Raw genomic sequence first — 15,217 nt, 5'->3', positions numbered from 1 at the left:
ATGTTGACCAGTCATTCAGGGCATCCCCCAACGGTATGTTTGATGGGACCTACAGCAAGCGGCAAAACAGCATTAGCGTGTGAATTATATGATACGGGCCGTTATGAAATTATTTCAGTCGATTCGGCATTGGTTTATCGTGGTCTGGATATCGGAACTGCAAAGCCGACCAAGCAGGAGTTGCAGCTCTACCCGCACCATTTGATCGATATGATCGAACCAGAGGATGTTTATTCCGCAGCAAGTTTTGTGGAAGATGCAAAACGGTTGATTATGGAGATTCAGCAGCGAGGAAAAACGCCTTTGTTAGTAGGCGGCACGATGCTCTACTTCCGAAGTCTTTTGTCTGGTATGGCTGAAATGCCGGCAGCAAATCAAGATGTTCGTGCTGAGATTCTTAGACAAGCTGAACTGCATGGCTGGGATTGGATTCATGGGCAATTGGCACTTGTCGATCCACGTGCAGCACAGCGGTTTTTACCGAGTGATCGTCAACGAGTGATGCGCGCACTTGAAGTCTTTCGTATTAGTGGTCGGGCGATTAGTGATTTTCATGATGCTCAAGAAGCACAGCCGATGACTGACCAGTATACGATTTATGCTTTAGTGCCAGATCGCGCATTATTGCATGAGCGGATTGCCTTACGTCTAGAGCAAATGTGGGCTGCTGGATTTATCGATGAAGTACAAGAGTTACGCAAACGGCCAAATCTGCATGCGGAATTACCCTCAATGCGAGCGGTGGGGTATCGCCAAGTATGGGAATATCTTGATCAAATTGAAGCGGAGAGCACAAATGATCGAAAAAATGCTAAATCGACAGAATATCAATTGACTCCCCATTCCAATAAAAAGATACTAGATATGCAAGATCGCGCTCTGTTTGCAACGCGACAATTGGCAAAACGACAATACACGTGGATAAGATCGTTACGAGAGTCACACACTATTCAAATATTTAACACAGTCAATGAAGGCTTTCTTCACTTGCGTAGTTGAAAAGAATGGCTCAAAATTATACCCCCTGTTTTGTGTTAATAAAAAATTAATTAGTAGCTAATATTGGCCGCTTTTTTGTTTTGGAGAAATAAATGTCAAAAGGTCAAACACTACAAGATCCATTTTTAAACGCCTTGCGTAAAGAGCGGATTCCTGTTTCAATTTTTTTAGTCAACGGAATTAAACTACAAGGTCAAATTGAATCATTTGATCAATATGTTGTTCTTCTAAAAAATACAGTAAGCCAAATGGTTTACAAACACGCGATTTCTACAGTTGTTCCTGCACGTAACCCACGTCCAGCGGCAGGTGAGCAGCAAGCGGCTTTCCCAGCAGCAGCGGGTGGTTTTGGTGCTCAAGGTGCAGGTTTTGCAGGTCAAGCACCGAGTGGTTTTGGTGGTGCACCACGTGGCTTTGGAGCGGCTCAACCAGGTGGCTTTGGTAATCAAGGCGGCTTTGGTCAACAACCAGGCTTTGGTACTGGCTATGGTCATAACCAAGCCGGTCAAGGTAATCAGACCACAGGTTTTGAAGGCAACAAGTTTGATGGTGAAGAAGAGGGAGGGGATCACAATAATTTTTAATTATTGTTCCTTAACTTTTCAAAAAGCTGCACCGCGATTATGCGGTGCTTTTTTTTGCTCATTTTTCAATATATTGAATATTAAATAATGATTATCTTTAAAAACAAATAATGAAAAAAGATCAGCATCATGTACGTAGCTCATATACGAGCACATTATCTGGGAGCAGGATGACAAGTCTAATTTGACCGTTCAGTAAGAAGAGTAATTTGTAAAGTTTTAGGGAGAAGGAGTGGAAGCTTTAAGATCATCTGGGTTGGTATTTACCACATGTTTTAAGTTCATGGGTGATATACCCTATGAACTTAAAACACATTAGTTCGTATCACGGTTGATTTAACGCGATGTTGATCCATCCCGAATATCAACATAGGCTGCGGCGCGAATTTCGCGTAGCCAATTATCTAACTCCACAGGATATTGACGATCGTAGAGGGTTTTCTTTGCAACTTCTCTACGATATTGCTGTGTCATATCCTGATCACGCGAGGCTTCTACCTGAAGAATATGCCAGCCAAAATTGGATTGGAATGGTGCGCTTAATTGCCCTTCAGGTGTTTGTAGCATAACCTTCTCAAATGCGGGCACCATTTCACCCGTAGAAACCCAGTTTAGATCACCGCCATTTTGGGCAGAGCCTGGATCATCGGAATAGGCTTTGGCCATGTCTTCAAATGAAGCTCCAGCTTTAAGTTTGGCGTAAATATCATCAATCTTGAGCTTAGCTTCATCAACACTAACGACTTCACTGGTTTTTGCGAGAATATGGCGGACATGATACTGATGCACCTTGGCGCCAGCGGCACCGCGCTCATCATTGAGTTGTAGAAAGTCCACACCGTCAGAAGTCATAAATGGTTTACTGAACTCTCCACGTTTCAGGCTAGTCAGCGCTTCAACGAAAGGTGTAGGTAATTCATCAGACTTACGCCAACCTTGATTTCCGCCACGGAGTTGAAGGCTATTGACGACCGTTTCGATTGATTTACCCGCCTGCAATTGTTTAAGCGCTTCAGCGGCGGTTGCATTGGCTTTAGCGACTTCCGCGGCATTTTTTTCATCAGAAAAGGGAGCCTGAAGTACGGTGAAATTAAATTCTGTTTTCAGCGCTTCCACGCTTTGTGGTGAGCTCAGAAAGTTATCAATATCTTGATCTGTGATTTTGATCCGACTGGATACTCTATTTTGTTGCAAGCGATTAATATTTAAGTCGTCTTGGATTTGTTGGCGGAATTCGGCATAACCATTGGGCTTGATGCTGTCTAGTTTCGCTTGAAAGGCACTCAGTGAGGGGGCACCTTGCTGCTGAGCAATACTTGCAATGGCGCTGTTTAGGGTATTCTCATCAACGTTTGCACCACTTCGGGCAATAATTCCGAGTTGAATCTTACGTAGAATCAGTTGACGAATAACATCGTTTTGGAGCACTTCATCGCTAGGCGGTGTTTGTTTACGTGCTAAAAACTGCTGCTTGGTATCATAAATAGACCGACCAACTTCGCTTGCAAGTAAAACAGAGTCATCGACGACTGCAACGACATGGTCTAAAGGCGCGGCAACCGTATTTGTTGTCGCAGCATGGGCTACGCTTAAGGGAATCGTGCAAACGATACTCAGCGTGGCTAAAGATATCGCTGAGAACAAAACACGCAAATGGTGAGTTTTTGATGTCTCATTTTGATATTTGATTTCATCAAAATGCTGATTAAGAACACTTATTTTAAATGATTTTAGCGATTTTGCCACGTTGAGTCTACCTGGGTGAATCCATAAATTTTCTGCTTAAGCAGGGTTGCAAGATTGCTGTCGGAATTGCTAGCTAATCCCTTGAATGTAATTTGTAAGACCACGCTGCGATGAGCGTCTGTAACTTTTGGATCATCAAAATCGTTATAATAAGAACGACCAAATAACGCAATACTCCAACAACATGCATCGTAGTCAATCCCTACCAAGGCATCGCGTGTTACACGTTGCAGTAGATCGTATTGAACAGAACCGAGCACACGAAAATTATTATAAACAGGCTGGATAAAAGAAGCCGTTGCTTGCCGTGAAGCAATTTGATTGTCTTCTGTAACATTACGCCTAAAAATATAACCTAGACTCGTGACACGACCTGTATCCGTTGCATAGTGGATTGCCGTGGATGATGTTGAGAGATTTCCTGAGGGTGTCCATAGCGCACTACTATCCACAGTCAGATTCTTATTCCATGCCGCACCGATTTCTACACCAGGACCTGATGAGCTGGAGGTTCCAATGGCATCAGTTTGCGCCAATCGTGTTTTACGATCACTGAAGTACAAGCGGTCTGCAACGCCAATTCTGAAGCGCTCCAATCCATTACTATCATAGAAACGATTGGTTATGCCAAGGGTTGCAAAGTTATTATCATCTAAACGATCCATACCAATGAAACGCGACGGGCTGAAAAGTTGGTCATAGCTGTTAGATGCATAAGTGGTATCAAATACTGGAAACGCGCTTTGCTTTTGTACATAGGGTGAGTAGGCATAAAAGAAACGGGGTTCAAGAGTTTGCAAGTAGGAACCCGCATCACGCTCAAAAATAAGTCCACTGTCAAAGGTGAATTGCGGCACGATGGCAGTTGGAGATTCAGAAACACCAGTCGCGGGTTTATTGGCTTGATAGTCGGTTTGATCTTGATAGAATAACGTACGTACCGATAGAGACGGTATGGCATACCCACCTGCATCACGGAAATTATATTTTATGCCAGCGATATTATATTGACGTAAACCATTGGTTTCAGGGCCTGAGCCATCGGTAATATCACGTTGAAAATACCCAGTATCATTGGTTGCAAATCGTTGCCAGCCATTAAGCGAACCTTGGTCATAGTCTAAATGAAGCTGTATACGTCCATAAGGTCGATTAATGTCTGTAACCGTTTTATCATCTAAACGCTGATAATCCAGTCCGCGTAAATATCCGCTCAGCCCCCAGTCACTATTGTTGTAATTTAAGGTTGCGGAACGCTCCATAGTCAGCGTTGAGGTTGGCCCAATGATGGACTGTCCGACATCAGAGAAATAGTCTTTATCAGAGACATAATTCAAGTTAACGAAACTGCTCCAGTGCGGATTAAACACCATGCTGTGCTGGAAGGTGAGTTCTTTACGATCTTGATCTTTACGCCCAGCATCATCAATATATTTGGAATCATTGGGTAAAAAAGCGCCATTAATGATGCCACTACCAAAGTTCTCGGTTAAAAAGCGGAATTCACCGCCCAGCATTGGCCCACGGTTACTGATAATGCGTGGTGTGACCGTTGCATCATAGTTGGGTGCGAGATTCAGGTAGTAAGGGACGGCAAGGTCAAAGCCATTGTTCGAGGTATAGCGAACAGTGGGAATAAGAATGCCGCTTGAACGACGACCATCGATAGGGAAGTTAAAATAAGGGGTGTAAAAAATGGGAACTTGGCCAATATAGAGTTTTGCATCTCGCGCGACCCCACGACCAGTTTCCTGATTGAGATCAAGTTTACGGGACTTGAGCTTCCAACCTATCGTATCCGGCTCACAGGTTGAGTAAACCGAATCCATAATGCGTGTCAGATGATCATTTTCACGAATAACATCTGTGGCTTCACCATGTGCTTGACGATCTGAAATGATAAATTTAGGGTCTTTAATACTGCCAGTCTGAGTATCTAGGTTATAGACACCCGAATCACCATAAGTAACGAAGCCCGGGTTTGCGATTTTCACATTGCCTGTTGCCGTAGCAACTGTTTGTTCTGGATTCAAGGCAACTTTATCGGCGCTCAGCAACCGATTAGGTTGGCTGATTCGGACATTCCCCGTCAGCACAGAGCCTTCTGTGGGATCATAGTAAGCATAATCGGAACGTGTTTTTGTATCTGACTGATCCACGGGTACATTAGGCTGCGAACCATTCGTCGGAATCGGGGTGATCCAAACTCCGCGGCAAGCTGCAGGCACCTTGATGCGTTGTTCTACGGGGAGCTGAGCAAGTTGCTCTCGGTCATAGAACCCATAATTCAGAGGGGCATCTGGATTCGTATCAGGGGTACTTTGAACTTTGTTATTGGCGCTTGTGTCTGCAAAGGCAGATTGCTCTGCTAATACGGCAGAGGCTAAACCAATCGCGAAAGCGAGATTATGAAGTTTAAATCGACGCAATTTCAGATAATCCGTTTTAGAGTGAGATTTGGCTTTTCGCTGGTCATCACGATCAGAATAAGGGCTACTTGAGTCATTACCAGAATGTGTAGGCATAGAGACAAACTTTACAACAAATATAAGACAACCTGCATCATAGAGAAAAATCTGACGAGCGGCTACACTCACGCTATCATTGTGCCTAAGTAACTTAGATTTTTTTGGTAACGGACAACTTTTTTATCAAGGATTAGCCTTTTATGTCATCTGAACGTCTGTCTGCATTGACGGGGTGGGTTGTAGAGCAACTCGGGACTAAGAATATCAATATCAAACCGCTGACTGGAGATGCGAGTTTTCGAGGATATTATCGTTTACATCTATTAGATTCAGAATCGACCGTCACTGGGGCACATCGAACCTTAATTGTGATGGATGCGCCACCGCCTCGTGAAGATACCCGTCCTTTTTTGGCGGTATGTACGATGTTTGATCAGCATAAAGTGCGTGTCCCGCATGTGCTTGCAAGTGATGTGCAACAGGGTTTCATGATTCTTGAGGATTTTGGCGACACGGTGTTATCTCAAGTTCTTGATGAGGACAACGTGGATCAGTTGTATTCCCAAGCTATGAATCAGCTTATTGATCTTCAGCATGCTCCTGCTCTAGATCGGTATCCGTTGCCTGCCTATGGCGAAGCAAAGCTGATTGATGAGATGAATTTGTTTGACGAGTGGTTCTTACGTAAGTTCCTCATGCTGATTCCCTCTCAAGAGGAGCAAACCATGCTTATGACCTCTTTTGATTTCTTGGCCAATCAAGCATTGCGTCAACCGCAAGTCGTGGTCCATCGTGATTATCATTGTCGTAATCTAATGGTCCTTGACCAAAGTAAAGAGCTTGGCATCATTGATTTTCAAGATGCTGTGATTGGGCCAATTACCTATGATGTGGTGTCATTGCTGCGAGACGCTTATGTGCAATGGCCCGCGTCTAGTGTACAAGACTGGCTGAAGATTTATTGGGAGCGTCAAAGTGTACGCGGCTATTTGGGTAAAACCTCTTTGGCACAATTACAGCAGTGGTTCGACTGGATGGGGGCTCAGCGTCATTTGAAAGTTCTGGGTATTTTCGCCCGCCTTTATTTCCGTGATGGCAAAGATGGATATTTACAGAATTTACCTTTGGTATTTTTCTATTTATTGTCTGAAACCAAAGGGTATAACGAACTATCTGCATTGCACGAGTGGCTTTGTGAGCGAGTACTCCCTGCATTTTTGGTGGAGGTGCCGGAGAGTATGGATTTACTCGGGGAGTTTCTCTAAGCATATTTTTTAAAGATCGATGCTGGTGAGTGTCGTTTATACCCTTAGTAATTGTTTATTGATGAGTAGTGTAATGCGTGCAATGATTTTAGCGGCTGGTTTAGGAACACGATTGCGACCTTTGACCTTGCATACCCCAAAGCCTTTGCTTGAGGTGGGTGGTAAACCATTAATCGTTTGGCATATTGAGGCATTACAACGTGCGGGAATCACTGACATCGTGATTAACACCGCATGGCTTGGGCAAAAGCTGGTTGATGCCTTAGGTGATGGTTCAGTGTATGGTGTCAAGATTCATTGGTCGCATGAAGACGAGCCGCTGGAAACCGCAGGCGGTATTCAAAAGGCACTGCCTTTGTTGGGCGATGGACCTTTTATATTGGTCAATGGCGATATCTGGACCCGTTTCGATTTTTCTAAACTGGTGAACTGGCCTCTTAAAACTGATTTGGCTCATTTAGTTCTGGTTCAAAATCCTCCGCAGCATCCACTGGGTGATTTTGCATTGCAATCGAATCGTGTTTTGAGTGAGGGGGAGAGTAAGTTTACCTTTGCAGGGATTAGTATCTTGTCCCCAAAATTGTTTGATGGGCTCCCTGCGGGCAAAGCACCGCTGGCACCGATTCTTCGGCAAGCCATGCACTTAGGGCAAGTGAGTGGCGAACTGTTGGACGGGCATTGGGTGGATGTGGGCACGGCAGAACGTTTAGCTGAATTGGATACACAAATCCATGGTGGTCTAGTTTAGGCTCTCTCGTAAGCATAAATGGTGATTAAACTATGAGTGTTCAGTTTTTGATTAATCCGTCCATGTCGGACACTCAATTTTTAACACAGTGGCTGTCTGGTTTAACGACTCAGCAGCGTTCCCCCAATACGCTCAAGGCTTATCAACGGGATGTCAGCAAATTATTGGCTTTTTTACAATCTGAGCAAAGTAATCCGCTACATGTAGCAATTAAAAAGTTACATGAAACTAATATTAAGAAGGTAGATATTTTGGAGGATAGTCATTACTTTAAAGAACTGGATCGCCTTGCTATTACGCGATTTGCTGGCTTTCGTATGGAGGAGGGCGGGATTTCCTCTTCAAGTTTACAGCGCGAGTTGTCGGCAATTCGTCATTTTGCAGGTTGGCTGGTCGAACATGGCATTCTGACCCAGAACCCCGCACAAGACTTTAGTATTCAGCGTCCCCCTCGGCCATTGCCGAGTGTTATGGATGCGGAAGTACTGCAACAGCTCCTTGAACAGCAAGCACCGATTGATCGCGATGAAGCAAGGCTTTGGGTCAGGGATCGGGCGATTTTGGAGCTTTTATACAGTAGTGGGCTACGTCTTTCTGAACTTGCAGATTTAACATTGCCTATGCTAGATCTAGGGCAAAAACTCGTTACGGTAACGGGAAAGGGTCGCAAGACACGGATATTACCTATTGGTTCTAAAGCACTTGTTGCACTGCAAGAGTGGCTGCCACATCGTAATCTTTGGGCCGCGGAAGGAGTGTTACATGTTTTTGTAAGTGAGCAGCGTGGTGAAAAATTACATCCGCGTACTATTGAGCGACGTGTTAGCCATCAAGCACTACGTGCTGGTATAGCCCAACATCTGCACCCTCACTTGCTTCGCCACTGTTTTGCTTCTCATCTATTGGCGGGAAGCGGGGATTTACGTGCGGTACAAGAGCTTTTAGGTCATGCCAATATCAGCACAACCCAAATTTATACCCATCTTGATTTTGAGCATCTCACCAAAGTATATGATCAGGCTCATCCTCGGGCGAGGAAGTAATCCTCGAAGTCATCAGGACACTATTCATTTTTTAATTGGCAAATAATACTCCACGCCATTCATCAGCGATTGCATTGCTGTCATGCTGATTGGGATGAAAGTCATTTTTATAATAATCCAGATAAGCTGGCAGGAGTGTTTTTGCCATTGCCTTTAATTGCTGGAAAGCAAGCCAGTGCTGCTTAAATTGAAGTCGACCTTCTTTGTCATTGAGCAATAACTTCCCTGTGATATAGCTAATCCGTGAAATAAACGTTGTGGTAATGATACGCATCGTGCGTTTACGAACAACTTCATCATTGAAGACCTCGCGATAGACATCAAACGCAACAGCCTTATGCTCTGTTTCTTCCAGAGCGTGCCACATCCATAAGCGTGCAGCATCCGGATGAAGTTGCGTGTGGAAGTCATCATGTTCGAGTAAGTATTGAGCAATGATTGCGGTGAAATGCTCTAGTGCACAGGTGACGGCCAACTGTTGCTTCGGAGTCAGTACCCCCTTGATTTGCTCTACCTTCTCGTATTCAGAATCAATAATAGGCTGTACGTCCAGACCGATGCGCTTCGCGAAGTCATTAAAATCTTCATGTGCATGACTGTGCATAGCCTCTTGCCCAATAAATGCAGAAACATCAGACTTTAGCGTTGCAGTTTTCACCTGATCTCTGACATTACGTACGCTATGAACGAAAAAGCGCTCACCATTCGGGAAGGTGAGAGAAAGCGCTGTAAGTAGGTGAGATAACAATGGATTATTGTTGAAATAGTATTTGGGGAGTTGAGCGAAATTAAATTCTGGGCGGCGCACAGTAATGGGGTGATGTGAGGCGCTTTTGAAGCCTTGAGAAATGGTGTTCGTCGTATGCGCTGTGCTTTGCATGTTCAGTCGCTCCTCATTCTGTAATCAGCGTTCAGTTATTTTATTGATATGGAACTTAGGCACTATTTGTTGACATGATAAGTTGTCACTATATTGCTTATCCTGCTGTAGACAATGTTTGTTGTCAATTTAAAAGTTGATTTTTTTAGTCATAACCCAGTGTTCATCAGGGCAGAATTACGGTTTGCCACAGAATTTTACTGATTAGACATCAATTCGGCTTGACCTTGAGGCGCTCAAATAGCAATATACTGCGCACTCTAATATTTAGGCTGATCTTTTTTAACTAGGCTTTCAACTCCGCTTAAAAAAGTGAAGTCCGTCGAAAGAAAAAGTACTAAAGCTCAAAAGTTCGATTTTTTTACATCGTACTTCCAAAATTTTTGAATATATCCACTAGCCAAGCCGAGGAATTTTATGAAGGCTCTTGTTGCTGTCAAACGTGTTGTCGATTACAACGTTAAAGTTCGTGTTAAAGCGGATAAAACGGGCGTCGATTTAACCAACGTCAAAATGTCGATCAATCCATTCTGTGAAATCGCAGTTGAAGAAGCCGTACGCCTAAAAGAAAAAGGCGTAGTGACTGAAATCGTTGTGGTTTCTGTTGGCCCAACTGCTGCACAAGAGCAAATTCGCTCTGCGATGGCACTGGGTGCAGACCGTGGTATTTTGGTTCAAACTGATGATGCAGTAGGTCCTTTGGCTGTTGCTAAAATCCTGAAAGCGATTGCTGATCAAGAACAACCACAAATCATTCTGCTCGGTAAACAAGCAATTGATGATGACAACAACCAAACCGGCCAAATGCTGGCTGCGTTGATGGGTGTCGGTCAAGGTACTTTTGCATCAAAAGTGACTGTTGAAGGCACTTCATTGAAAGTAGAGCGTGAAGTTGATGGCGGCGCACAAGTGGTTGATTTGACACTTCCTGCGATTGTGACTACTGACTTGCGCTTGAACGAGCCACGTTATGCAGCATTGCCTAACATCATGAAGGCTCGCAAAAAACCACTGGAAACCAAAACTCCAGCGGATTACGGCGTGAACACTGCTCCAACGGTTAAAACTCTGAAAGTTGAGCCACCAGCAGAGCGTAAAGCAGGCATTAAAGTGAAGTCGGTCGATGAGTTGATCGAAAAACTTAAAAACGAAGCTAAAGTCATCTAATTCGATCTGAATTTAGGCTTTATTAAGTTTTAAGTGCTTTATTTTACTTAGGTTCTAAATGCATGGATTCTAAATGCATGGATTCTAATCACACAGATTTTAAACAAATGCTACAAAACGCATTCCGTTTTATAGGAGTTTTAACATGGCTATTTTGGTTTACGCCGAACATGATAATGTCAGCCTAAAACCTGCAACGTTGAACGTCGTTGCAGCTGCACAAGCCATCGGTGGCGACGTGCATATCTTGGTTGCAGGTCAAGGCGCTCAAGCAGCAGCTGATGCTGCAGCACAAGTTGCAGGTGTTTCTAAAGTTTTACTGGCTGATAACGCAGCATATGCGCATCAATTGGCTGAAAACGTAAGCTTACTGGTTGCAAGCGTTGGTAAGGCTTATACCCATATCCTCGCTGCCGCAACGTCTAATGGTAAAAACTTTTTGCCTCGCGTAGCCGCACTGCTCGATGTCAGCCAAATTTCTGACATCGTGAAAGTGATCTCCCCTGACACCTTTGAACGTCCAATCTATGCAGGTAATGCGATTGCGACCGTACAAAGTTCTGATCCAATCAAAGTGATCAGTGTACGTGGTACAGGCTTTGATCCAGTTGCTGCAACTGGTGGTTCTGCTGCAATCGAAGCGGTTGCTGAAGCGGATGACTTGGGCAAATCAAAATTTGTCAGCGAAGAGCTTGCAAAATCTGAACGTCCAGAACTGACTGCTGCACGTATCGTTGTTTCAGGTGGTCGTGGTATGGCGAATGGCGAAAACTTCGAGAAAGTTTTGGTTCCACTCGTAGACAAACTTGGCGCAGCAATGGGTGCGTCACGTGCTGCTGTTGACGCAGGCTTTGTACCAAACGATCTTCAAGTTGGTCAAACGGGTAAAATCGTTGCACCTGACCTGTATGTTGCAGTTGGTATCTCTGGTGCGATCCAGCATTTGGCGGGTATGAAAGACTCTAAAGTGATCGTTGCGATCAACAAAGATGAAGAAGCGCCGATCGGTACTGTTGCAGACTACTTCTTGGTTGGTGACTTGTTCCAAGTTGTGCCAGAACTGACCAGCAAGCTGTAATTTTTTGCTGAGTGAGCGTCAAAAAAGCCCTGAAATTTTCAGGGCTTTTTTTATGTAGGATATTTAATCCTTGTCCTTATTAATCCCCACTTGCACTTCCAGTCGACCCGGCTGTACACGCAAGCCACGAACTTCAAATTGATTGACCAACTGCTGCATGAGCTCTTTGCTTTCACGCAAAATATTTAAGCCAGGTAGAACGCTAAAATCACTGAGGCTGAGGAGCTTATCCAGCATCCAAGAGCGATTATTTAAAAAGTCGATAAAGCCTGCTTTATCTAAATCGATATACCAAACGCGATAACCTTCTTGCTGAATACCCGGAATATCGCGAATGATGTGATTGATCAGCGAGGGAATCGGTAAGCTATTAATCACATCAAAGGCTTTACTCGTGATCTTACGGGCAGCCCAGTTGGTGAGCATATTGGCATCGCGTAATTGCACATCAAGGCTTTCATCGACTTGACGTAAACGCAGGAACTTCTCTTTACTAATTTCGCACTCAAGAACATTAAAGTCCAGTTTCAGGGTGTAGAGCGCCCGCTTGTAATGACCAATAATTTCTATACTCAAACGATCATCGCCGCAATCCACGGTGATATCGTCAATGTCTGAGTTTTTTTCGATGCGTTTGCGAATTTGTTTATTGAGGATGAGTTCGGGTAAGGGGAGGGTTAGTGTCGTATTGCCCAAGAATGTACGCGCCATGAGTAACGCAACGTCACGTGCTGTTTCACTGGTACCGGATACAACGCCACGCATCGTATCCGTAGTAAAGTTTGCAGCGCCAACAACGCCACGTGCGGCACCTGAGGCAACGACATCCACGACACTCATTGCCGCATCCTTGGCATCACCAACAACCCCAACAAAGTCACGCGTGGCATCTGAAGCCATATCAGCGACATCGCGTGCGTGTCTGAGGGTATGGTCAAGTAGGCTTTTACGCCGTGATTTTTTCTCTGTCATGCTTGGATCTGAGTGATCGTTATTTAATTGTCGCGTTGAATTGTACCCACTCATATCGGCTCTCCCTAAGTATTGCGATAGCAATTATTCTGCTCAGTGTATTGTTTTAACCCATTCATTTTTGAGTATAGGTGAAGTTGACTTGTGATCTATTCTATATCCAGAATAGCACGGGCTTGTATGACCATATGTATGAAAATGCACTGCTATTTTTATGTTTTTTGGTCAGATGAGCTTGAAAATCTGAAGCATGATCGGCTAATTGCTACAAATCATTTGAAGATGTACAAAGATTCAGCAAATGGATAGGCTGCCTTTGTTCTTTTAGCCCACATCGTGTAGACTTCGGATCGGTTTTAGATGGCTTAAATGCGCCACTAGATCCTATCGTTTTAAGTAAATTGCTTTACAAATATGGGCCTGTAGCTCAGTTGGTTAGAGCAGCGGACTCATAATCCGTTGGTCCACAGTTCAAGTCTGTGCAGGCCCACCATATTCAAGAATCTTTAAAAAGCCTTTGTGTTATAGCAAAGGCTTTTTTTATTCCTTACCGCATCTAAAATTTAAAAATAAATAGTATTAATTCTAAGTGAATAGTCAGATCGCTGATCTGGTTTTAAGAATCAATTGAAAAATAACCATTCAGTCCATTACTTCAAATTAAAACCATGTCTCCACATTGTCTCCATGATTCATTCACTGTAGGGCAAGTTAACTATCAGAAAATTTCAGTCAGTAAATTACAGATGCATGCGTAATTCAATATCGTGTTCTGATTGAGGTTTTTATGTCTAAAAATGCCCAGCTACTCGCTGATGAGGCCAAGTATTGTTCTTTTGGAGATACTGTTCACTACGTTGATCCACCAAAGATTTTTGAAAATAGTGGCGGTAGTTATTTATACGATGAAAATGGTACGCCTTATCTCGATTTGCAAATGTGGTATTCCGCAGTCAATTTTGGCTATAAAAATGAACGCCTCAATAATGTACTGAAGCGTCAAATTGATCTTCTCCCGCAAGTCGCCAGTCAATATCTCCACCCGACAAAAATCGAATTAGCCAAAGTCATTGCCGAAGATATGAAAAGCAAATTTGGCATGGATGGTCGTATTCATTTCAACGTTGGTGGCTCACAGTCTATCGAGGATTCTCTTAAGATTGTCCGTAATGCTTCCAATGGCAAGAGTCTAATGTTTGCATTTGAGGGCGGCTATCACGGCCGGACTCTGGGTGCTTCTGCCATTACATCGAGCTATCGCTATCGCCGCCGTTTTGGGCATTTTGGTGATCGTGCTCATTTCGTGCCTTTCCCATATCCTTTCCGTCGTCCTAAAGGCATGACTGCAGAAGAATATGGTGATTATTGCGTCAAAGATTTTGCCCGTTTATTTGAAACCGAATATAACGGTGTTTGGGATCCAAAAACCAAACAAGCTGAATATGCTGCATTCTATGTCGAGCCGATTCAAGGAACGGGTGGATACGTGATTCCACCACGTAATTTCTTCAAAGGCTTGAAGCAGGTGCTTGACCAACACGGCGTACTACTTGTTGTTGATGAAATCCAAATGGGATTTTATCGCACTGGTAAATTGTGGTCGATTGAACATTTTGATGTGAAGCCTGATGTGCTCGTTTTTGCCAAAGCATTAACCAACGGCATGAATCCATTAGGCGGACTATGGGCGCGTGAAGAGTTGATCAATCCAACGATCTTCCCACCAGGCTCAACCCACTCCACTTTTGCGTCAAACCCATTGGGAACGGCGCTTGGTCTTGAAGTCATGAAAATGACCCGTGAAATCGACTTTGAAAGCATGGTCATGGCCAGTGGGGCCTATTTCCTTGAAGGCCTGCAAGAGCTGCAAAAACGTCACAAAGAAATTGGTGATGTCGATGGCTTAGGTCTGGCATTGCGCGCTGAAATCTGTATGGAAGATGGCTTTGCGCCCAATCGTGAGCTTCTCGATAAGATGGTTCATATCGGCCTATCGGGTGACCTCGATTGGGAAGGCAAGAAAATGGGTCTGGTGTTGGATGTTGGTGGCTATTACAAAAACGTCATTACGTTTGCACCATCACTCTATATTACTCGCGCTGAAATTGATCAAGGCATAGCGCTGCTTGATCAGTTGCTCACCCGTGCAAAACGTGAAATGTAATGGATAGAAGAATAGTGTTTATCGATTGATTGGCACTGTTTAAATGAGGGGGGGAGTGCCGAATCAGGCTCCTCCCTTTTACCCATGTTCTAGCGGATAGGTC

At 44.0% G+C, this 15,217-nt stretch carries 12 protein-coding genes and 1 tRNA gene; 9 read left to right on the top strand and 4 right to left on the bottom strand.

Annotated elements, in window-relative coordinates; genetic code table 11:
- Together miaA and hfq are read left to right on the top strand one after the other, a co-directional pair.
- Positions 1-999, top strand: coding sequence for a tRNA (adenosine(37)-N6)-dimethylallyltransferase MiaA (gene miaA / locus ACLHG7_RS13030; protein WP_410211427.1), 999 nt, complete (start codon positions 1-3; stop codon positions 997-999).
- Positions 1,000-1,091: 92 nt separating this feature from the next.
- Positions 1,092-1,583 (top strand): RNA chaperone Hfq, encoded by a 492-nt coding sequence (gene hfq, locus ACLHG7_RS13025; protein WP_410211426.1) that lies wholly within the window; start codon positions 1,092-1,094, stop codon positions 1,581-1,583.
- A gap of 336 nt (positions 1,584-1,919) precedes the next feature.
- On the opposite strand, the gene ACLHG7_RS13020 is transcribed toward hfq, so the two are convergent.
- Both ACLHG7_RS13020 and ACLHG7_RS13015 read right to left on the bottom strand, forming a co-directional pair.
- On the bottom strand, positions 1,920-3,227 hold the full coding sequence (locus ACLHG7_RS13020) for a peptidylprolyl isomerase (RefSeq protein WP_410211425.1): 1,308 nt from the start codon (positions 3,225-3,227) through the stop codon (positions 1,920-1,922).
- An 86-nt stretch (positions 3,228-3,313) separates the two neighbouring features.
- Positions 3,314-5,854, bottom strand: coding sequence for an LPS-assembly protein LptD (locus ACLHG7_RS13015; protein WP_410211424.1), 2,541 nt, complete (start codon positions 5,852-5,854; stop codon positions 3,314-3,316).
- A gap of 143 nt (positions 5,855-5,997) precedes the next feature.
- On the opposite strand from ACLHG7_RS13015, the gene ACLHG7_RS13010 reads away from it, so the two are divergent.
- From ACLHG7_RS13010 to ACLHG7_RS13000, 3 genes are all read left to right on the top strand, one after another.
- Entirely contained in the window at positions 5,998-7,062 is a 1,065-nt protein-coding gene (locus tag ACLHG7_RS13010; RefSeq protein WP_410211423.1) for an aminoglycoside phosphotransferase family protein, read from the top strand.
- A 73-nt stretch (positions 7,063-7,135) separates the two neighbouring features.
- Complete coding sequence (gene murU, locus ACLHG7_RS13005; protein ID WP_410211422.1) at positions 7,136-7,810, top strand: N-acetylmuramate alpha-1-phosphate uridylyltransferase MurU; 675 nt, start codon at positions 7,136-7,138, stop codon at positions 7,808-7,810.
- A gap of 32 nt (positions 7,811-7,842) precedes the next feature.
- Positions 7,843-8,853, top strand: coding sequence for a tyrosine-type recombinase/integrase (locus ACLHG7_RS13000; protein WP_410211421.1), 1,011 nt, complete (start codon positions 7,843-7,845; stop codon positions 8,851-8,853).
- Positions 8,854-8,884: 31 nt separating this feature from the next.
- On the opposite strand, the gene ACLHG7_RS12995 is transcribed toward ACLHG7_RS13000, so the two are convergent.
- On the bottom strand, positions 8,885-9,733 hold the full coding sequence (locus ACLHG7_RS12995) for a metal-dependent hydrolase (protein WP_410211420.1): 849 nt from the start codon (positions 9,731-9,733) through the stop codon (positions 8,885-8,887).
- 417 nt (positions 9,734-10,150) lie between these two features.
- Between ACLHG7_RS12995 and ACLHG7_RS12990 the strand changes: the two genes are divergently transcribed.
- Entirely contained in the window at positions 10,151-10,900 is a 750-nt protein-coding gene (locus ACLHG7_RS12990; protein ID WP_410211419.1) for an electron transfer flavoprotein subunit beta/FixA family protein, read from the top strand.
- Positions 10,901-11,045: 145 nt separating this feature from the next.
- The gene (locus tag ACLHG7_RS12985) at positions 11,046-11,978 is read left to right on the top strand and encodes an electron transfer flavoprotein subunit alpha/FixB family protein (protein ID WP_410211418.1); all 933 of its coding nucleotides are present in this window, start codon (positions 11,046-11,048) and stop codon (positions 11,976-11,978) included.
- A 63-nt stretch (positions 11,979-12,041) separates the two neighbouring features.
- Here the strand turns inward: ACLHG7_RS12985 and ACLHG7_RS12980 are convergent, their stop codons facing one another.
- A complete protein-coding gene (locus ACLHG7_RS12980; protein WP_410211627.1) occupies positions 12,042-12,950 on the bottom strand; it encodes a hypothetical protein in 909 nt (302 codons plus the stop codon).
- A 416-nt stretch (positions 12,951-13,366) separates the two neighbouring features.
- On the opposite strand from ACLHG7_RS12980, the gene ACLHG7_RS12975 reads away from it, so the two are divergent.
- Positions 13,367-13,443, top strand: a tRNA-Ile gene (locus tag ACLHG7_RS12975).
- A gap of 294 nt (positions 13,444-13,737) precedes the next feature.
- Positions 13,738-15,114: an aspartate aminotransferase family protein gene (locus ACLHG7_RS12970; RefSeq protein WP_410211417.1), complete on the top strand. Its 1,377-nt coding sequence runs from the start codon at positions 13,738-13,740 to the stop codon at positions 15,112-15,114.
- The last annotated feature ends 103 nt before the right edge of the window (positions 15,115-15,217 follow it).

Source organism: Aquirhabdus sp., from assembly GCF_046462495.1.
GTDB lineage: Bacteria > Pseudomonadota > Gammaproteobacteria > Pseudomonadales > Moraxellaceae > Aquirhabdus.
Note: the sequence above shows the minus strand (reverse complement) of the source record. Positions and strands in the feature narration are given on the sequence as shown.

Coding starts and splice junctions, on each gene's coding strand:
- miaA (WP_410211427.1), top strand. CDS start 1: ATGTTGACCAGTCATTCAGGGCATCCCCCAACGGTATGTTTGATGGGA.
- hfq (WP_410211426.1), top strand. CDS start 1,092: ATGTCAAAAGGTCAAACACTACAAGATCCATTTTTAAACGCCTTGCGT.
- ACLHG7_RS13015 (WP_410211424.1), bottom strand. CDS start 5,854: ATGCCTACACATTCTGGTAATGACTCAAGTAGCCCTTATTCTGATCGT.
- ACLHG7_RS13010 (WP_410211423.1), top strand. CDS start 5,998: ATGTCATCTGAACGTCTGTCTGCATTGACGGGGTGGGTTGTAGAGCAA.
- murU (WP_410211422.1), top strand. CDS start 7,136: ATGCGTGCAATGATTTTAGCGGCTGGTTTAGGAACACGATTGCGACCT.
- ACLHG7_RS13000 (WP_410211421.1), top strand. CDS start 7,843: ATGAGTGTTCAGTTTTTGATTAATCCGTCCATGTCGGACACTCAATTT.
- ACLHG7_RS12995 (WP_410211420.1), bottom strand. CDS start 9,733: ATGCAAAGCACAGCGCATACGACGAACACCATTTCTCAAGGCTTCAAA.
- ACLHG7_RS12990 (WP_410211419.1), top strand. CDS start 10,151: ATGAAGGCTCTTGTTGCTGTCAAACGTGTTGTCGATTACAACGTTAAA.
- ACLHG7_RS12985 (WP_410211418.1), top strand. CDS start 11,046: ATGGCTATTTTGGTTTACGCCGAACATGATAATGTCAGCCTAAAACCT.
- ACLHG7_RS12980 (WP_410211627.1), bottom strand. CDS start 12,950: ATGACAGAGAAAAAATCACGGCGTAAAAGCCTACTTGACCATACCCTC.
- ACLHG7_RS12970 (WP_410211417.1), top strand. CDS start 13,738: ATGTCTAAAAATGCCCAGCTACTCGCTGATGAGGCCAAGTATTGTTCT.